This window comes from Candidatus Thiodiazotropha sp. AKIB8 (genome assembly GCF_058244675.1).
In genome coordinates, this window is record NZ_JBSYOO010000029.1 from 399,783 (window position 1) to 419,634 (window position 19,852).

General features: G+C 43.6%; 19 protein-coding genes. 8 read left to right on the forward strand and 11 right to left on the reverse strand.

The features are described 5' to 3' along the window. Positions 1-13: 13 nt before the first annotated feature. The gene (locus AC4IFB_RS08285) at positions 14-1,984 is read right to left on the reverse strand and encodes an FHIPEP family type III secretion protein (RefSeq protein ID WP_490779918.1); all 1,971 of its coding nucleotides are present in this window, start codon (positions 1,982-1,984) and stop codon (positions 14-16) included. A gap of 22 nt (positions 1,985-2,006) precedes the next feature. Continuing rightward, positions 2,007-2,738, reverse strand: a complete 732-nt coding sequence (locus AC4IFB_RS08290) for a lytic transglycosylase domain-containing protein (RefSeq protein ID WP_490777238.1) — start codon at positions 2,736-2,738, stop codon at positions 2,007-2,009. Between the two features lie 612 nt (positions 2,739-3,350). Here AC4IFB_RS08290 and sctU point away from each other — a divergent pair. The 3 genes from sctU (at position 3,351) to AC4IFB_RS08305 (ending at position 6,042) form a co-directional block, all read left to right on the forward strand. Then, positions 3,351-4,505: a type III secretion system export apparatus subunit SctU gene (gene sctU / locus AC4IFB_RS08295; RefSeq protein ID WP_490777237.1), complete on the forward strand. Its 1,155-nt coding sequence runs from the start codon at positions 3,351-3,353 to the stop codon at positions 4,503-4,505. Between the two features lie 2 nt (positions 4,506-4,507). Next, positions 4,508-4,801, forward strand: coding sequence for a FliO/MopB family protein (locus AC4IFB_RS08300; RefSeq protein WP_490779919.1), 294 nt, complete (start codon positions 4,508-4,510; stop codon positions 4,799-4,801). A 191-nt stretch (positions 4,802-4,992) separates the two neighbouring features. After that, a complete protein-coding gene (locus AC4IFB_RS08305; RefSeq protein WP_490777235.1) occupies positions 4,993-6,042 on the forward strand; it encodes a calcium-binding protein in 1,050 nt (349 codons plus the stop codon). A gap of 98 nt (positions 6,043-6,140) precedes the next feature. Here AC4IFB_RS08305 and lexA read toward each other — a convergent pair whose 3' ends face one another. After that, positions 6,141-6,740: a transcriptional repressor LexA gene (gene lexA / locus AC4IFB_RS08310; RefSeq protein ID WP_490779920.1), complete on the reverse strand. Its 600-nt coding sequence runs from the start codon at positions 6,738-6,740 to the stop codon at positions 6,141-6,143. Between the two features lie 68 nt (positions 6,741-6,808). On the opposite strand from lexA, the gene AC4IFB_RS08315 reads away from it, so the two are divergent. From AC4IFB_RS08315 to AC4IFB_RS08325, 3 genes are all read left to right on the forward strand, one after another. Next, complete coding sequence (locus AC4IFB_RS08315) at positions 6,809-9,220, forward strand: DEAD/DEAH box helicase (protein ID WP_490777233.1); 2,412 nt, start codon at positions 6,809-6,811, stop codon at positions 9,218-9,220. A gap of 220 nt (positions 9,221-9,440) precedes the next feature. Next, positions 9,441-10,394: a ribonuclease H-like domain-containing protein gene (locus AC4IFB_RS08320; RefSeq protein WP_490779953.1), complete on the forward strand. Its 954-nt coding sequence runs from the start codon at positions 9,441-9,443 to the stop codon at positions 10,392-10,394. After that, positions 10,394-10,897 carry a hypothetical protein gene (locus AC4IFB_RS08325; RefSeq protein WP_490779921.1) on the forward strand — a complete coding sequence of 168 codons (504 nt, stop codon included), beginning with the start codon at positions 10,394-10,396 and terminating at the stop codon, positions 10,895-10,897. The genes AC4IFB_RS08320 and AC4IFB_RS08325 overlap by 1 nt, the downstream gene beginning before the upstream one ends. Positions 10,898-11,023: 126 nt before the next feature. Here the strand turns inward: AC4IFB_RS08325 and AC4IFB_RS08330 are convergent, their stop codons facing one another. The 8 genes from AC4IFB_RS08330 to nifV form a co-directional block, all read right to left on the reverse strand. Next, positions 11,024-11,662, reverse strand: a complete 639-nt coding sequence (locus AC4IFB_RS08330) for a DUF3047 domain-containing protein (protein WP_490777230.1) — start codon at positions 11,660-11,662, stop codon at positions 11,024-11,026. Positions 11,663-11,896: 234 nt separating this feature from the next. Next, complete coding sequence (clpX, locus tag AC4IFB_RS08335) at positions 11,897-13,168, reverse strand: ATP-dependent Clp protease ATP-binding subunit ClpX (RefSeq protein ID WP_490777229.1); 1,272 nt, start codon at positions 13,166-13,168, stop codon at positions 11,897-11,899. 18 nt (positions 13,169-13,186) lie between these two features. Beyond that, entirely contained in the window at positions 13,187-14,056 is an 870-nt protein-coding gene (nifM, locus tag AC4IFB_RS08340; protein WP_490779922.1) for a nitrogen fixation protein NifM, read from the reverse strand. Then, positions 14,053-14,511, reverse strand: coding sequence for a nitrogen fixation protein NifZ (locus tag AC4IFB_RS08345; protein WP_490777227.1), 459 nt, complete (start codon positions 14,509-14,511; stop codon positions 14,053-14,055). The genes nifM and AC4IFB_RS08345 overlap by 4 nt, the downstream gene beginning before the upstream one ends. Next, entirely contained in the window at positions 14,495-14,842 is a 348-nt protein-coding gene (nifW, locus tag AC4IFB_RS08350; protein WP_490777226.1) for a nitrogenase-stabilizing/protective protein NifW, read from the reverse strand. The genes AC4IFB_RS08345 and nifW overlap by 17 nt, the downstream gene beginning before the upstream one ends. Before the next feature lie 22 nt (positions 14,843-14,864). Further along, positions 14,865-15,389: a hypothetical protein gene (locus AC4IFB_RS08355; protein WP_490779923.1), complete on the reverse strand. Its 525-nt coding sequence runs from the start codon at positions 15,387-15,389 to the stop codon at positions 14,865-14,867. Beyond that, a complete protein-coding gene (cysE, locus tag AC4IFB_RS08360; RefSeq protein ID WP_490777224.1) occupies positions 15,389-16,195 on the reverse strand; it encodes a serine O-acetyltransferase in 807 nt (268 codons plus the stop codon). The genes AC4IFB_RS08355 and cysE overlap by 1 nt, the downstream gene beginning before the upstream one ends. Next, on the reverse strand, positions 16,180-17,334 hold the full coding sequence (nifV, locus tag AC4IFB_RS08365) for a homocitrate synthase (RefSeq protein ID WP_490777223.1): 1,155 nt from the start codon (positions 17,332-17,334) through the stop codon (positions 16,180-16,182). Before nifV ends, cysE begins: the two co-directional genes overlap by 16 nt. A gap of 674 nt (positions 17,335-18,008) precedes the next feature. Between nifV and AC4IFB_RS08370 the strand changes: the two genes are divergently transcribed. Together AC4IFB_RS08370 and AC4IFB_RS08375 are read left to right on the forward strand one after the other, a co-directional pair. Then, a complete protein-coding gene (locus AC4IFB_RS08370; protein ID WP_490777222.1) occupies positions 18,009-18,281 on the forward strand; it encodes a hypothetical protein in 273 nt (90 codons plus the stop codon). A 249-nt stretch (positions 18,282-18,530) separates the two neighbouring features. Further along, positions 18,531-19,814 carry a TolB-like translocation protein gene (locus AC4IFB_RS08375; protein WP_490779924.1) on the forward strand — a complete coding sequence of 428 codons (1,284 nt, stop codon included), beginning with the start codon at positions 18,531-18,533 and terminating at the stop codon, positions 19,812-19,814. The last annotated feature ends 38 nt before the right edge of the window (positions 19,815-19,852 follow it).

The following is a 19,852-nucleotide window of genomic DNA, read 5'->3' on the forward strand; positions in this document are numbered from 1 at the left end:
CCGTTATTATTTGTTAAACCGCTTCCAGTAGCATATCGGGCACGCTAACAGTATCCATGATCTCTATTTTGATAGAGGGTAATAACTCATTGTGAGAAAGTACTGGTGTATCAAATGAGATATTTTCAATCATTTTCCTGACATGACGACGTATTTGTACCGACGTAACTAATGCTACAGGATTATGTTTATTAATTGATGTAACAATACTATTAACTATTTTCTCTGCTTCTTGCGGTTGTAATGACATTTGTACAACGCCTGATGTAACACGTATAGCCTGTAATAGTTTCTCTTCTAGCTCAGGGCTAAGTATTACTGAATGTAATACACTATTTGGTGCATATCGATATGTGATCTGTCTTCTCAATGCAATTCTTGAATATTCTGTTAAATTGTTAATATCTTTTTCGTGTTGCCCCGTCTCGATCAAAGCCTCGAGAATACCACGTAAGTTTCGTATGGGAATCTCTTCTTCGAGTAAATTACGTAGAATTGTTGCCAGAGACTGCATAGGTACAATACGTAGTACTTCTTTTATTATGTCCGGTATTTCTGCTGTCAATTGAGTCAACATGGTACTCGTTTCCTGTAGACCAAGAAAAAGAGTTATATTTCTACGAAGTGCGTAATGTATCTTTTCAGGTATCATTTCGATCGCTTCAGGTGTATCTATATTATTTTTTGTTATAGGAACTTCATAAGCAAGCAACTTCCAACCTGACTCTATATCTCCATACCAATGTATATTTACTTTTGGTAGAAGAACTCCAATATCTACCTGATAATCATTAACAACACTTTCTATATTATTTATTAGATATTTACATTCATCTTTACCTGACATCTCTTTTGGCAGTTGTAAAAGTAGTGGTACAGCTGGCTTTACTTCATATAAAGGGTTAACTTCTTTCTCACCAATTTTTGTTGATTCTTTTCCGCTTAAAATAACTTCAAACGTTGGTTTAGTTACTTTCTCTATTTTTGATTTCCAAAAAGGTACAAGTAATGCGCCAGAAACCAGTAAAACCAAGCCAATGACTACAAAAACACCACTTGGAAAGCCTGGCACAAAGGCTAGTAATATACACAACCCACCAGCCACCAGTGATACACGAGGAATAGCAGTTAACTGCTTTTGAATTGAATCACCGAGATGACGATCTGACTGTTCATCAGTAGCTCGCGTGACGATTAAACCGGCTGACATTGCTCCGAGTAATGCAGGAATCTGTGCAACCATTCCGTCGCCAACAGTTAGTATTGAATATTTAGACATTGCAGCACCCATTTCCATATCTAACTGCAATACACCTATCGCCAAACCACCAATTAGATTAATAATAATAATTACTATACCTGCTATTGCATCACCCTTTACAAACTTCATAGCGCCATCCATGCTGCCATGCAATTTGCTTTCTAGCTCAATTTCTCTACGCTTCCGCTTAGCTTCGTCTTTATCTAGCAATCCAGATCGCAAATCTGAATCTATAGACAGTTGTTTACCTGGCATCGCATCCAGTGTAAATCTCGCAGCCACCTCAGCTACTCTTTCCGCACCTTTTGCAATAACTATAAATTGTACAAGTGTGATAATTAAGAATACAACCAACCCAACAACTATATTGCCACCAGCAACCATATTGCCGAATGTATCGATTATATGACCAGCATCACCATGCAGGAGTATCATTCTTGTTGTAGCGACAGAAAGTGCAAGTCGATATAAAGTACTAATGAGCAGAACACTCGGAAATACAGAAAACTGCAACGGTGATGTTATATACACTCCCATCAATACTAGTAACAACCCAACTACAATATTTATTGCAACTAATGAGTCTAGTACTATTAGTGGAAGTGGTAATACCATCAAAGCTATGATGGCTACAATCCCTACCGCTAGAACAAGATCACTGATGCTTGAGAATATGCCCCCATCAATATCTTTTTCTGATTGTAGATATTCTTGTATGCTCATATATTGCTCGAAATTTCAGTATTCATAACTGGTAAGACTTCTCTTTCATTTCGAGATAGCGCTTCATCACTTTTTCAACGTAATTTTGAGTCTCTTTATATGGTGGTATGTTGTATCCATATTTGATTACTGCATTTTCTCCTGCATTATATGCAGCAAGTATTAAAGGAATATTATTGCCAAATAGCTTATGTAATGACCTAATGTAATTAGAACTTACTCTTAGGTTACTAATGGGATTAAATAATTCTTGATTAGGGTTCTGCATTCCAAATCTACGAGCCGTATCAGGCATCACCTGCATAAGCCCTTGAGCACCTGCTTTGGAGACTGCTTTTGCGTTATATGCAGATTCGATCTCTGCAATCGCATGTAATAAAAGTGGATCTATATTATATTCTTCGGAAACTATAAAAATATCTTCAATAAACTGATGATTAGGAACAGTTCTTTTTATTCTATAATCATAAGTAATATTAGAAATATCCCCATTATATTTATTAATGTCAAAGCTCGTAATATTCGACGCTTTTATGGAATTTTCAGCATCCTGTTTATCATATAAATCTAAATGTTTTGAAATTGTAGGTGATGATTCTAAGTATCTAGACTTCAGATAACCGACTGGAATAGATATTACATTATGACTTGTGTCAGCAATATCATATCTATATAGGTGCGGGGAGCAATTAGCATTATTAATCGAAGTTACAGCAAGAAGTATAGCAATAACTTTTAAGACATCATGTCTCATATTCCTTCCTTTGAACATTATCATCCTGTTCACAAAACCTGATAAAGATATGGCTTGTGATATTAAATACTAAACATTACTACAACGTGACATATATCGTACTCATTATTTCTGTAGTGAGAAGTATGTCACACAGCTATCACCAATCCGTGGTCTATCAGATTTACATCTATTTTCACAGATAATAACTGTAAATAACAGTCTTATACTTCAACTATCATTTCTATAATAACGATATTAGTAGATCTGTAACTAGAATTTAATCACATATAGAAAGTCAATTACATCGGAAATTTACCACAACAAACATCAGAATATTCCCACATAACACTCAATTACTGAGTAATTATTATGAACGACGTAATATTGACGCAATTAAGTAAGGAAAGTATTTGTCTATATTTTTAAATTTAAATGGCATTTAAATAATTATTGCCAACCATTCCAAATCACTATGTGATATGAGTCATATCATTATTTAAATAGTGCTTTATAAAAATTATAATCTGAAAGTAACTCTTACCATATCTCATCTGTACCCTGATATATATATCGGATACACTGATAGCTTCTCATTCTTTAAATTAAATAAGTATTGCAACGGAAGCATGTATGGCTGATAAGAATGATAGTGGGGATAAGACAGAAAAACCCACACCGAAAAAGCTCAAGGACGCAAGAAAGAAAGGGGATGTCTCTAAAAGTAAGGATATATCCAGCACTGGCGTTATGATACTTTGGATAGTACTTCTAGGAGCCAGTCTCTTCTATATTATTGAACGCATCTCCTCTTTAGTCTCTATTACACTCCAAAATGCCGGGCAGTCAAATGATTTTTTCTATTGGCTCAACCATATCGGTATGGAGTCATATAGCACACTATTGGAGTTAACTGCACTCTTAATAATTCCAGCAGCAATAATCGGAACACTCGTCGAGTTTTTACAGGCGGGTCCTGTCATAACTTTTGAAAAAGTAAAGCCAAATATGGATCATCTTAATCCAGCATCTGGACTCAAGAAAATGTTCAGCATGGATAATCTGGTTGAGGTGTTTAAATCTATCGCTAAGACTGTCTTACTATTTATAATAGGCTGGCTAATCCTCAAAGCATCGTTACCTGATCTTGTAAAACTACCCCAAGGAATGGCATCGTTCATTGGTTCGACATTCTGGGGCATGCTCTTGAGTCTCTTAATTTGGTCTGTGGGTATTTTTACCTTTATTGCCATTCTTGATGCGGGTTACCAACGCTACTCATATATCAAGAAGTTACGCATGAGCATGAGGGATATCAAACAGGAGCATAAAGAGAATGAAGGTGACCCCATGATCAAGCAACAACGGCGGCAAGCCCATCAAGAGTGGTCCCAGCAAAGTGCATCAGAAGCAGCCAGGTCTGCAAATGTAATTCTGGTCAATCCAACACACTTAGCTATTGCACTTGATTATGATAGAGAAAAAACACCAGTCCCAACCATAGCAGCCAAAGGTGAGGATCTTGTTGCAAAAGCTATGCGCGAAGCAGCAGAAGAAGCCCATGTTCCGATATTACGCAATGTTGAATTAGCTCGTGCACTATATTCAGATACCAATGAGGGAGATATTATTCCCAGTGATCTCTTCGATGTCATGGCTGAGGTTATATTGTGGGCGAAACAGGTAAGAGAGCAGATCAAAAAAGATTCAGAGGCTGATGAAAACTCTACGTCATTAGATCCACCTGGTGAGGATTTAACCCGCTACCCGGATGAAAAATTTACATAAAGATGGAAAGTTATACACAAGATCTTCTTTTTACACTCATGGCCTTAATTGTAGTTATCGCTTTAGCATGGCTATTCATAAAGGCTTTAAAGAGCCTCCATAATAATCAAAGTGATGGCAATAGAATCAATCTTATGCTCACTCTTCCTGTTGGTTCTCGTGAGAGAGTAGTTGTGCTCTCCTATAGAGACAGTGAATACTTGGTGGGGATTACTGCTGGTGGTATGAGTTTATTGGATAAGTTACCAAAACAAGAGGCTACCGATTCATCCCAATCAGGGCCAGATCTAGAGTAAACCCCATCTGTCAGCTAGTTGTTAATTGCTAGAAAACGGTAACAGTTGTCTAGTATATATACAAACCCTAGCTAGGGTAATTCATAGCTAGCTAACATCGCTTCATTCATGTTGAATAACTTGTGAGTAATTCTGTTCTGAGATCAGAATTAATCATTGTTTTAAAAGTTTTTTTACATGGAGAAAGTAAAATGACATCAATGAATGCCACTCAGTGTGGATGCCCAAACCCTAATAATGACACTACGGTTACAAGCAACTGTAATCAAACCGTTCTTGATGCAGGGAATGGAAATGACAAAATCAATGCCCATACCAACTTTGATGGATCGGTCGATGTGTGTGTGAATGGTGACAATTATCACTTCAGCGCAGAAGAAGCACAAAACCTTGTCATCCGTGGCGGAAACGGTAATGACAGCATTACGATGACAGGTCAGCAGCTTTGCGGGCCTAAAAATAATGTCACCATCGAAGGTGGTAATGGAAATGACACCCTTCAGGGTGGTTCAGGTAATGAAACCCTTATCGGTGGTAACGGCAACGACTACATCAATGGTGGTGCTGGTAACGATAAGATTAGTGGCGGTAACGGTGACGATACCATCCTTGGCGGTAGCGGTGATGACTGCATTCGTGGTGGTGCTGGCAACGACTCAGTATGGGGTGGTGCAGGCAATGACCGGATCAGTGGAGGTGGCGGCAACGATACACTCGTTGGCGGCGCTGGCGATGACTGTATTCGTGGTGGTGCTGGCAATGATTCAGTATGGGGTGGTGCAGGCAATGACCGAATCAGTGGAGGTAGCGGCAACGATAGACTCGTTGGTGGTGCTGGTGATGACTGTATTCGTGGCGGCAGAGGTAATGATTCCATTTGGGGCGGTGCGGGAAATGACCGGATCAGTGGAGGCAGAGGTGATGATATGATCTCGGGCGGCTGTGGCAACGATAATATTCGTGGCGGCCGTGGAGATGACACCATTTGGGGTGGTCGTGGAGATGATCGCATCAACGGCGGCAGGGGTAACGATACTATTTATGGTGGTTGCGGAGATGACAACATCAAAGGTGGTAGAGGTTGCGATGACATTTCTGGTGGACCAGGCAACGATAAGATCGGTGGGGATATGGGTGGTATCTTTAACCCACTATCCCATCTATCCAGTCTACTAGGTGGTGGTGGAGCAAGCCTGCTTGGCGGTGGTGGGTTTCCACTGAATCTTATTTCTGCCAGATAAATCAGTATTGGGAGGAGTCTTCGGACTCCACCCTTTTTAATCCGCTTTCAGTTACACGCGAACAAATAAAATTTATTAATATCTTATTAATCTGTTAGTTATCTGTAATATCTTAATAAACCTATTAAGATTCCCTGTATCTGAACTTCATCAGGTTCAAACACCATCTCAGACATATTGGAATTTGCCGGATAAAGAATTACTTTGCCTGGCAGCTGTTCGATGCGCTTTAAAGTGACCTCCTCGCCATTTATCAATGCGACCACGATATCGCCATTGCTTGCGGTATCAGAGCTCTCAATAACAACATAGTCACCATCAAATATACCTTCATCGATCATAGAGGCCCCGGAAACCTGCAAAACATAGCTAGGTTTGCTGTTTAGCATATCTTCTGGAACTCTCATCATTTCAGACTGAGTGATTGCCTCGATGGGACGACCGGCGGCAATGCTCCCGAGAAGTGGGATGCCCTCTTCCGCTCTCGCTGACTCTGACAAACGAATCCCTCTTTGCCTGCCTGCCATGGGCTCTATCAGCCCCGCATCAATCAACGCTTTGATGTGCTTATGCAGAGACCCCCGTGAGCTAAGGCCTAACCGAGTGCAGAGTTCTTCATAGGTAGGAGGCAGCTCTAAAAGATCGGAATCAGAGCGCAGAATATCGTAAATCTGTTGCTGTCTTCGAGTTAAATTCATTTTCAGACTTGATTTGTTCTCCAGTTGTTCTCTATTCTAGACTAGAGAACAGTTGGAGAACAGTCCCGATGAACAGACCAGCCGAGTCACTATACCCTTCGCGCTCAACTGAGGTGCCACATATCGCTGATCAATTCGCTGATCAGCTGCGTAAACGGTACGCTGGCCAGATCACAGGCGAATTGACCATCCCGGCAAAATCCGGGTGTTATGCTCCTCTACCTGCTGAACTAGACCCTCGGTTAGCTGCGGCTCTATTGGGACGAGGTATCGAACAACTCTATTCCCATCAGGCAGCGGCATGGAGCAGTGTCCTTGCCGGGCAGCATACCGTAGTGGTGACCCCCACCGCTTCGGGTAAAACCCTCTGCTATAACCTACCGGTTATCCAAGCAGCCCTGGTTAATCAGACTAAGTCGCTCTACCTTTTTCCCACCAAGGCATTGGCCCAGGACCAGGTCGCTGAACTGAACGAAATAAACAGAGCGGCATCCCTTGGTATTCGCGCTTTTACATTCGATGGCGACACCCCTGGTGATGCTCGTAAAGCTGTTAGATCTCGAGGGGATATTGTGGTTTCAAACCCCGACATGCTGCATCAGGGCATATTGCCCCACCACACGAAATGGGCGAAGTTTTTCGAGAACCTGCGGTTTGTGGTTATCGATGAGATGCATACCTACCGAGGAGTATTTGGTTCCCATGTGGCAAACCTTATGCGCCGTCTTCAAAGAATATGTAATTTCTATGGCTCAACCCCCCAGTTCATACTCTGTTCCGCGACCATTGCAAATCCAGCAGAATTGGCCAGAGAATTGATCCAGCAGCAGGTCAAAGCCATCACTGAGAGTGGCGCTCCACAGGGTGCCCGGCACTTGCTGCTTTGGAATCCGCCTGTGATCAATCCAGATTTAGGTATTCGTGCTTCGGCCAGATCACAGACTACCCGCATCGCCAAAATGGCTGTAAAAAATGGTCTGCAAAGTATCGTTTTCGCACAATCCAGACTGATGGTCGAGGTGCTGACCAAATATCTGAAGGATACCTTTGATCACGACCCAAGATATCCTGCCCGGGTTATAGCCTATCGTGGTGGTTATCTACCTACCGAACGCAGGTCAATGGAAAAGCGCCTTCGCCGGGGAGAGATCGATTGCGTGGTTTCTACCTCCGCCCTTGAATTGGGCGTGGATATCGGATCATTGGATCTCTCCATCCTCAATGGTTACCCGGGGTCCATAGCTGGCACTTGGCAGCGCCTGGGTCGAGCTGGTCGACGACAGCGAACCGCAATTGGTGTATTGGTCGCCAGTAGTTTAGCTCTGGATCAATATATCATCCGAAATCCGGAGTTTTTTCTCGGGGCATCCCCCGAACAGGCCCGAATAGATCCTGATCAACTACTCATTCTGCTTGATCACATACGCTGTGCTGCCTTTGAACTGCCATTCAAGCAGGGAGAGTCATTCGGAAATCAGGATTTATCTGAAATGCTTGCTTATCTGGAGGAGCATGGCGTTCTCTATCGAGAAGAGAACCAATGGCACTGGATGACCGACAGCTATCCAGCCAACAATGTCAGTCTTCGTTCGGTCGCCGAGGGTAATTTTGTTGTGATCGATACAACAGCCGGTGAAAAACGGGTGATTGCTGAAGTCGATTATAACTCTGCTCCGATGACACTATACGAAGGTGCCATCTATATGATTCAGTCGATGCCTTATCAAGTGGAAAAATTGGATTGGGAGGGTCGCAAAGCATTTGTCACCCAAACTCGAGCCGACTATTACACTGATGCAATAGACTACACACGGCTAAAGATTCTGGAAAGTTTCGACTCAGAGGAGACGGATCGCTTCAGTGTTACACAGGGGGAGGTTCATTTAGTCACCCGCGTTGCCGGCTATAAAAAGATCCGCTATTACACCCATGAAAACATAGGTTACGGAAAGATAGATCTACCCGACCAGGAGATGCACACCACTGCAGTCTGGTGGCAGGTCAATCCAAGGGCCTTAGATGAAGCCTTTGAGACACGACAGACGGCACTGGAGGGTTTTTTAGGTGCGGGTTACGCGATGCATATCATCGCGACAATGCGTATGCTCTCAGAGAGTCGCGATATCGGACGTGCAGTTGGGGATGGTGATGCGCGATGGCACGCAACTTTAGAGAATAGTGGCCGAGGACAACTCAGTGATGACTCAGGAAAAAACCTTGATCCCGCAAAATTAGCACAATTTACACCAACCCTATTCCTTTATGACAACTATCCGGGCGGTATTGGTATTACTTCTCCGCTATATCGTCTGCGGTCGACAATTGTGACTGATGCCAGAGCGTTGATTGAGTCCTGTGATTGTGTTCAGGGATGCCCAGGATGTATCGGTCCGATCCTGCCTGGGGATGAAGCACAAGTTGAATCACCCAAGCAGTCGGCACTATTACTGCTACGGTTGCTCTCCAGCTATGAACCTTAAATCCAAACTGAACAAACTACAGACACAGGCGGGGGGACACAATGTCTCTCCTCTCCTGTCTGACCAGCATAAACCTTTAAAAATAGCTCACAGAGTTGGCAGACGACACTTGCCTTCAAAAAACCTCAGAACTTCAGAAGTGACACTCGCAAAACGTTTGCGAGGTGAGTTGATTGCTGACGGGTTAATAATAATTCGCAAAAGAGTTCCTTTGTCATCAATGCTTGGTCGCATCAAACTGAGTACATTAAAGTCCCATCCGCAGTTACCTGGTGACGATGATTACAAATTAACAAACGTCTATATCGATACAGAAACCACTGGACTTTCCGGCGGTAGTGGAACGCTCGCTTTTCTGATTGGATTTGCTCGACTTGAACTATCGGCTATTCAACTGACACAGTTGTTGATCACTCGTTTTTCGAGTGAATCTGACATGCTTGTCCGCTTTGCAGAATCCTTTCAGAGCGATCAACGCCTGGTCAGCTACAACGGTAAAAGCTATGACTTGCCATTGCTAATCAGTCGTTACCGCATGCAATCGCAAAAACACCTTTTCGCTCAGCTTCCCCACCTTGATCTGCTACACCCTACAAGACGGCTTTTTCGTAGCAGTTGGCCTGATTGTCGCCTGACCAGCTTGGAAAATCGGCTTTTGGGTTATAGACGTTTCGATGATCTGCCTGGCTCAGAGGCTCCAGCAGCCTGGTTTGACTATCTGCAACAAGGTCGTTGTGAAAACCTGATTAGAGTTGTAGATCATAACCAGAGTGATATTGTTTCTCTGGTCGCAGCCCATACTCAACTTGCCAATGCAATTGAAAACCCTGAACACTACGGGACTGATTTATATGGATTGGCGCGTTGGATGGCAGACCACGATACTGTTATGGCTTGCGAACTATTAAGGGGCAGAAAATCAGAGCTTGATGAACAGAGTAAAAGACTTCTTGCTCATCTCTTACAAAAAAATGGGGACTGGAATAGCGCTAATACCCTCTGGAAAGAGTTGGCAAAAGCCGGTTGCCCCCATGCAATAGAGCGACTGGCAAAATATCATGAGCATATCAGCAAAGATATTGGAGCAGCACACTATTACTGCCTTCAACTACCGGACTGTCACGCCCGAACACATCGTTTGCAACGTCTGAATCGAAAAGCAGGCCTCAGATAGTGACCTCCATATTGAACTTATCGATTCAACGGGGGGCATTATCCTCTCTCACTCTATTCATGTCTCTGCCTGACGATGGTTTTGACCTGTCTGATTCATTAATTAATGCATCAGAGGTCTTTCCTGGCGGTCCGCCCCGTGATGGTATACTTGCAATCGATCAACCAGAATTCGTTTCAGCTGAAGATGCCGATTTTCTCAGCCCTGATGATCGTATATTGGGTATAGTTGGATGGACTGGCAAAGGCAATATCCAGAGACACTGGTTTTGTCAGATGAAACCGGGTATTCGCGCAACTACCAAAACTCTCCATGTAAAGCAGAGGGTCACAGCTAGAAAAAACTTACCAGTCATCAGCATCTTAAATTGGTGGGGGGGGGAGAATGAACACCCTATTTTCCCCAACAATCAGCAAGATAAATATGAACGATCAATACAGTTTTTCTCTTTCAACCACATGAAACGCTTCGCGTACACCCTCTCCCCAACCCCTCTCCCGTAAAGGGAGAGGGGCTTTTAGATTTTTGGTTTGCCTGGTATACCTTTCATCCAGACACGATCGTCTATAAAGCTGAGTAGTCTAATGGATATAATACTCCTCATTGTCGTGGCACTGTTCTGACGTTGATTATTTCGATGAGAAATAGATATCACTATACCAAGCAGTTGCTGTGGAATCGGTATTATCTGTATCGGTCATGATTGCAACCACATCAATCTCTGTAATATCCTCACCAAAATATGCTTTGAAATCCTTCTTTATATTGCGTCGCTCTGATTGCCACTGACCGGCCTCACTGTCACCTGAGTTTACTGAAACCATCATTGATTGATCAGTATATGCGCTAGGCCAAACAGTCCCTACAGCCTGACTGCTTGACCAGACATAATTCAATGAACGCGTTCTCCACGGCGCCCAACCGCCCTCTTTAACCACATATATCCTGGCTGGATAGTCATCCCCTCCTTTACTCTGTTCATCCGGTTTATCTAAAATGTGCTGAATTCGCCAGCGCCAGTTTAAATAAGGCGTCTCGTCCAGATTAATCCTGATCCGCTTTGCCAACGCAGATGCAGTGCCTCTGCTGATCGCAACCAGACTAGGTTGTCCCTTACTATCTTTACTGGCGCTATAAGTTGTATTGCCTTTGAAACTAACCTCTTCCCACCCTTCGACAGGTAACACATCGACTTTTGTTATCGACTGAGAAAATGCTAAAAATGGCAACAGAGAGAGAGTTATACCGATACCGGGTTGAATATACATTAGGTATTCCTATTCAAAGGTTTATGGCACCAGTCATCGAATTGTTTTATTAATGAGTCATATTTGATGATAGTGCACAGTTTATATACTGTAAAACCACTGATTAGGATTCAGATTGGCGGCAAGATGTCGGTCTGAGGCTTGCCTAGTGGGCTGCGCGGCCCACTAGAGGCAGAAGCTTAGATTTGAGAGATCTGCTTCCAGGAAAGGAGACCTTCAGTTGAAGAGATAGGATTAACCTGTCTGGAGGTTTTTTGTCTCTTTTTCACATGAAATAGCTACGGGTATCTCCTGATTGACGTTTTTTTCTTCCACCTGACAATGTTTTGCTCCCTGAATTGATGGCATTTCATACATAACCTTTCGTAACAACCCTTCCATTACACCACGCAGCCCTCTTGCACCTGTTCCACGCTCCAGAGCCTGCCTGGCAATGGCTATTAGTGCTTCATCAGAAAAATCGAGTTTCACGCCTTCAAATTCAAACAGTCTCTGATATTGGCGCTTCAATGCATTTCTTGGTTCGGTCAATATCTGTACCAATGCATTCTCATCGAGGTTATGTAAAGCTGTAATTACAGGAAAACGACCAATAAATTCAGGGATCAGGCCGAAGTGACGCAAATCTTCTGATTGTACCTCCTCAAACAGCCGTAATTGATCATAAGCCTCATTCGAATCGCTGGGATCGACATGAAATCCGATGCCACCCTTATCCTTATTCATCCGCTTCTCGAGCAAGCGTTCCAGACCAGAGAATGCGCCACCAGCGATAAACAATATATTCCGTGTATCAACAAAAACATCATCGGCACTATCTTTCCGCCCTTTTTGTCCCAGCTTTACCCGGGTGCCTTCAACGAGTTTCAATAGTGCTTGTTGTACACCCTCTCCAGATACATCCCGTGTGCCATGGGATGATTCGCTGGAACGCGCAAGTTTATCAATTTCATCGATATATATTATGCCCCCTTCAGCCAGTTCTTTATTGCCATCAGCACTGTCCAGCAGGCGAACAATTATACTTTCGACATCTTCCCCCACATATCCAGCCTGAGTGAGGGTCGTTGCATCAGCAATAACGAAGGGAACACCGACAATTCGTGCCAAGGTGCTTGCCAACAAGGTTTTACCAGTACCTGATGGTCCCAGTAAAAGAATATTCGACTTCTCTATCTCCACATCCTGATCACCATTGACCGGCATGTGCATGTCACTATTTTCCATACTCAACCGCTTATAGTGATTATAAACAGCAACAGCGAGAGTCTCTTTTGCCAACTCCTGTCCAACAACATAACGATCCAACTGCTCTTTGAGTTGAGTCGGTTTGAGCATGTTTTCGAAAGGCTTACTTGCAGAGCGTCTTCTGCCCCAACTGGCCACTACTTGTGCAGCCAAGCGTACACACTCCTCGCAAATGTGACCTTCGATCCCTGCAATCAGAGGGATTTCCGGTGTCTGCTCTTCACCACAGAACGAACAGTGTTTCTTGCTATCAGTCATTGAATTCCACTTTGGTAATCAGGCTTGATGATTCTGTTGTAGACTATTCAGCCAAGCCTTTTGACAATTTCGACGTTGACGCTCAATTAAAATTTCCCGTATTCGAGGTGCTGCCTTGGATAATGGCACCCGTTTAGCCTGTTTGATCTTTTCGCAGTAGAGAATGTGCAAGCCCATATCAGATTCGATAATGGGGCTGATTTCATCCTCTTGCATATTGAATAGTTCTGCATCCAAGGACTCATACAGCTGTCCCCTTGAGATTTCCCCCAGCTTCCCCCCTTCCATGGCAGTTGGGCACTCAGAGTATCGCCTGGCAAACTGATCAAAGCGATTGACCCGCCCTGCAAGCTTTTGAATCAACTCTTCCATGCGACCATATGCTGCTTCACGAGTATTTTCGGGGTAATCCGGATTGATTGTTATGAGGATGTGCCTCGCTACACGAGTTTCTGGAGTCTGAAAGCGATCATGATGCATCTCATAAAAGAGGTTAATATCAAGCTCATTTATATCTGCACCTCGAGAAGCAACCAAATGCATAACACTGTCAAACAGCAGCTCTCTATAGAGGGCGCTTCGTAAACCATCCACATCAAGTCCGTTGCTTTCCAGGTCTGCTTCAAAATCTGCCTGAGATTCATATCTTGATGCGACTTCCTGGACTGATTTTTCAAGTTGTTGGTCTGAAATAATCAGCCCCTCTGCTTCATTTGAAGAGATGACTAAAGATTCAAGATCAAAACTTTTAGTTGCGCTATTGTAAACAGCTTTACTTTCTGTTGGATCTAGTTGAGACGAGTTCTTTTGATACTTGCTCAATGCATTACGCAGCATGTGATAGTTGAATACTGGCGAACTATCTGTATTTTTTTCAGCCAAATTCATGCATCCTCCTCAATTTCGGGATGTAGGAATTCCAGTGCGGTTTCGGGCACCAGTAGTGTCCTGCCGTTGAAGCGGGCATGATAAGCCGGCCCATCAGGATAATCCTTTAAACTCTTTTCGATCTCACCCTCATCGCCCGGTTGGGCAATTATTTCACCTTTTAAACCAAGAGGTATTTTAGGTGTGATCTTATCCCTGAATTCGAATTTTGTTGGGATCCAGGGATCACTTTCGAGCTGCAACTCCTGTTCCCGGCAACCAACGCGTCGGTTTTGATCAATAAAATCCACGTGATAGATCAATTGATCCTGCAGGAATGTACCTACATCACGCACATAACCGACACTTCCCCGGCGGACTAACAGCCGTCCAGTGGCTTCTCCAGGATAGGTGCCATCATTGCGCAGATTCCGAACGACTCGGACTGCTTCACCATATTCATACTTTGGACGCAAAACTATCTACCTGCTGGCTAAGATCCATAAGCGGAACTTTTACAGTAACCGGTTCGTGCATATGGAAAACTTTAAAAACTTTCTCGGTCAAAGCATTTGATTCAACAAAGTCACTGTAAGCGCTTTTAAGCATGCCTGCATATAGCTCATACTTTTCAACATCGCTCTCAGGCAGTTGTTCAACCCCATCCAGATAGTCATGAAACCGTTGCAATATGTGCAAACGATTGACATGAACAACCGAAGCATCAAAATCAATATTGAAATATTCAAGGAAATCCTCAGCACTGCTGAGTTCATCCATATCCAGATCAAATTCACTGTCACTCATATTTCCGCTCCTGTAATTAATATTACGCCGACGCAGTGTCGGGTTGATTGTCTAGCGCCTTACGCACAACTTCCAGCAAAGCTTGAGCACCAAGGCGATCCTTGGAATCGAGTTCTGCTACCTTTTCCAGACGCTCCAGGGCAGAATCATAGTTGCCCAATCTTAGCTCCAGATATCCAGCTCCTTTGAGAGCCAACATGTAGAAGCGTATCAGTGTCATTGAGATCATTACACCACTACCCAACCGGCCTTCTGAAAGATCACGCCAATCTGCTGGTAACTCTAAACGTTTGGCAATCACTACCAAGACTCTTTTTGCTACAATCAACGCATCTTCCAAGCGATGCTGATAGTAGAAATAGCGATAGAGGGCAACAAGAATCATGGGATGCTCTGGTTCCAGAAAATAGGCCCTGAGCAGCTCAGTTTCAGCTTTTGCGTCACCATAATTCTCTGCCGCGCCTTCCAGGCACGCTTTTGCCTCATCGTTCAAGGCTTCATCGAAATAGAGGTCCTCACTATCAAATTCGAGAAGATCCACAGTCATTACTGATACTCCGTTACTGCAGTTTCAGGTTTAGCGGGTTCGCAAACCAGTTTGGCATCGCATTGTCGGCATTCATCCTCAGGTTTCTCACCACCTGGCAAGCACCCATAGACTCCGACTTCTCCCTCTAAAATACGTATGCGTTCCAGTAGACAGTTAATGGCCTCAGCCACCGGATCAGGAATTAAGTGATGATTCAGGTCGATGCCATGGTCATCGCTGGAACGATTCGATTGAACTACTTTGGCGGGTATACCGACCACAGTCTTATTTGCAGGCACCTCTGAAACAACAACTGAATTGGCACCTACCCTGACCTCTTCACCAATTTCGATAGGACCAAGTATTTTGGCGCCTGCCCCAACCACGACACGATCCCCTAAGGTTGGATGTCGTTTACCCTTGTTCCAGGAAACGCCACCAAGTGTGACACCGTGATAAAGTGTTACATCGTTGCCGACCACAGCGGTTTCACCGATTACCACACCAGCGCCATGATCAATGAAGAAACGGTGTCCGATGGTTGCACCAGGATGAATATCGATACTGGTCCAGATTCGTCCAATATAAGAGATCAGTCGCGGCAGATAACGCCAACCTCTACCCCACAGTCGATTGGCCATGCGGTAGAGCATGATAGCGTGGACCCCCGGATAGGTGGTCATGATCTCGATTCGAGTGCGTGCCGCAGGATCTCGCTCAAATACACAACTTATATCTTCACCCACCATCTGCCACACTGATTTTGGCTTGGTGGATCTCTCTACTTCAGCGATGACCTCACTGTTCATCATTGACGAATCCATTCCTGAGACTCCGTGTTAATTTCGAGATAAAAGCGTCGCAAATCATGAGACGCTGGTGGTCGTTTATTCTGCATGGCATGAAGTCGAACTCTCATCAGCAACGATTCAGCCTGCTCACGATTCAGAGCCATACCCATATCGGCATAGGCCTGGATCACTGCATGACTGCCTGAGTGTTTACCCAATACAAATTGATGATCTCGACCCAAGTCAGCGGGATCAACACCCTGGTAGTTGAGTCTGTCTTTCATCAGACCATCAACATGAATACCCGCCTCATGGGTGAAGACACCTGCCCCAACCAGACTCTTCTGCCAACCGACATTCCGGCCAGAGGCAGATTCAACCAGTTCAGAAAGAGAAGAATATCGAGTCATATCGATCTCATGACCTTGATCATGGAAGCGACGCAATCCCATTACCACCTCTTCAAGTGGCGCATTGCCTGCCCGCTCACCAAGTCCATGTACGGTTGTGTTGGCATGTGTTGCACCACCACGAATAGCTGCAAGGGTATTGGCAGTTGCCAGACCGAGATCATCATGAGCGTGCATCTCGATCTCAATATCAGAAATGGCTCTTAAATCACGGATTGCCTCATATACCTGGAAGGGTTCCATGATGCCTACCGTATCTGCAAAGCGAAAACGGCGGGCCCCGGCCTGTTCTGCGATCTCAACAACTTGCCAAAGAAACTCTGGATCTGCTCGTGAAGCGTCTTCACCACCTACACAGACTTCCAGGCCAAGATTAAGAGCTTCACTTACACAAGGTGCAATCTGCTCGAGTACCCATTCACGGGAGCGACCCAGCTTTTTACTGATCTGCTGATCGGAGACAGGCATGGAGAGATCAACCATCTGTACACCCAGGTCACGACAATGTTTGATATCCTCGCTGTGCATGCGACCCCAGACCATCAAACGTGCGTTCTCGACAGTAGCAGCAACTGCACGTATCGCATCACGCTCCGCTTCGCCCATGGCAGGAATCCCTACCTCTAACTCAGGCACACCCAACTCATCCAATGATCTGGCAATGGCTAGCTTCTCGTGCAGGGTAAAAGAGACCCCGGCAGATTGCTCCCCATCCCTCAAGGTTGTGTCGTTGATAGTGGCAGTAGTTGGCTTGTGTTGCATGACTGTCTCCTTGTTAACAGGAGTAAAAGCAATCACTGTGCCATGATATTTTTATGTTATTTATTAACTAGTTATAATGGTGCGGCTGTTTTAGTGTATGTAGCAGTTGAGTGAATTGTAGGGAATGTGACAATGATGCCTTGGACATAGAGTAACCGACAAATGGTTCTACACAGGCTACTTTCAGTTTTGGCACTAAAGATTTTTAGGATCAGCCCGAGACAATAGTGAGGAGTGCAACTATTTTGTAATGATATAGGTGCAGATAGGATATTAAAACCGAACCCACTCAGTCAGAAAACAATGATAAGGATATAGCTCGAATAGAATGGATCCACTCTCTTCACTAAATCTCAGATGAAATAGATTACCAAATTTTATAGAGGTATTAGTTGGACGGTAAGATAGAAGCAGGTAAGGATTATATTAAATGGATATGAGGTAATCAGGAACAAGTGAACAACCTAACAGGCAGTTTGTTTGAGTTCAGCAAGGTTCTCTATTCTAGAAACCATTTGATAACAGCCATTAACGCATCCCCCATTTCAGTAAATCCAGCCATCAATTTCAGTACTACACAATTTCCAAGGAGTAGTGCTACCTGACAATAACCTATTATTTACATAAAATTAGTTATATAACTTATTGTATTATTGATAATTAAAGGAAAATAAATGAATAGATTATTTATTCTTATTCTAGGCACTTTGTTTGTTACTACTTCCAGTATTGCCAATGATTTTTCAAATGTATCCCTCTCAAAAGAGCAGTGCGAAGAGTGGAAAGCAATTGAGTATATCCAACTCAGTGATGACAATAAGCAGGTTGTATTAGACTCATGCAAGCAGCGTTATACCTCTGAGAGAGCACTTGGAAACTGCACAGCTTTTGAAGGAGAGGATTTAATCAAATACCTTAAAAACAAGGCTAAAACTGAGTGCCAGTAAAAAGCAGCTAGTGTTCAAGTATTGCAGCTTGCTGTCACCCACATAAGCTGCAATACAGTCCTATAAATTGGCATTCCGTTTTGGCATGAAGAAGAGCTATATGAATTTTAATTCGTATCAGTATGCATTAAATGAAATGAGCAGGACTATAAAGAACAGAACGTGATTAGAGATATAGAAATCTAGAATTTTTATCATAATAATGCTGTAAATTATTGTTATTAGTTATTTTATTAATGGAGAAAGCGAATGCACATAATTGTCATTCTAGGAATCGTTGCTATTGCTATATATTTTCTTTTAAGGCCATCTAATGCAAATAGCGAGATGATCGGCAAAAGTCAGCAGGAGTTATCTCCCACCACCTGCAAGGGTTCATTCACAGATCAATGCCTGGTTTTCATCTCTCGAGGTAAGATGTTTCTTAAGGATGGGAATCAAGAGTTGCTTGAATTACAAAGCCCGTATATCCAGAACGTTATGGATCGCATGGAGCGTTCACGTAAGCGTCACAGTTGGAAAGAAGGTACTGCATTCGAGTCCTCGTTTATAAGTGACAGATCCAATCTGCCCGCAGATTCACAAATGCTGAAATCCACCTCGGTTGAGTTTACTCAGAATGGAAATATTCTCTATTTTTTGAGTGATGACAAGGTAGGTGGACTATTTGAGTACAATTTAGAGAGCGGTGAGGAAAAACGCCTTGTTCACCAACAAAAACTGCTGCTTGCTGACTTGAGAATCGATCGATTTGGCAATCGCCTGCTCTGCACCCAGCAGAGCAGTAATGGCACTTCCAACATTGCCTTAATGGAGACTGACAGGAGCAATTATCAGGAGGTCACAGGGGGAGACACCTTGGATTCTGCATCGGCCTGGATTCCGGATGATCCTGACCGAATAGTATTCCAGTCATGCGGTGTTGCCAGAAATGACGAAGGCTACATAGTAGCTTTAGGCCCATCAAGTATACAGATGCTCGATCTGCAAAAGGGAGAATTAACAACTGTTCGTGAAGATGAAAACACAGATTATTTACAGCCCAAGGTGACTACAGCGGGTGATCTCTTATTTATAAGACGCCCTTACGAACCACCCCGATATAGTGGTGGCAATTTACTGCTGGATTTTTTATTGTTTCCATTTCGTCTGCTACGTGCCCTCTTCCACTACCTGAACTTCTTTTCGTTGATGTACTCACGAAAACCATTGACAAGTGCATCAGGCCCTAAAGTAGAGGCCGACCTGAAAGAGTTACTCATCAAGGGTAAACGAATCAATGCTGAAAATGCATTAAAACGAGAGAACGCAGTGAATGGTGTCCGTTCTTTGGTGCCTAAGTCTTGGCAGCTGATAAAGCGAACTAAAAATGGCGAAGAACAGATTCTTGCATCCAATGTGGCTTCATATAACCTCTCGAGTGATGGCAAGATCATCTTCACCAATGGATATGGTGTTTTTATACTCGACCCATCGAATGGTTCTGAAGTTGTTTTTCGGGATAAGTTAATTGCTGAGTTGGTTGTTCGATAGATGTCATATTATTTATGACAGGGCTCGTGAAAAATAGC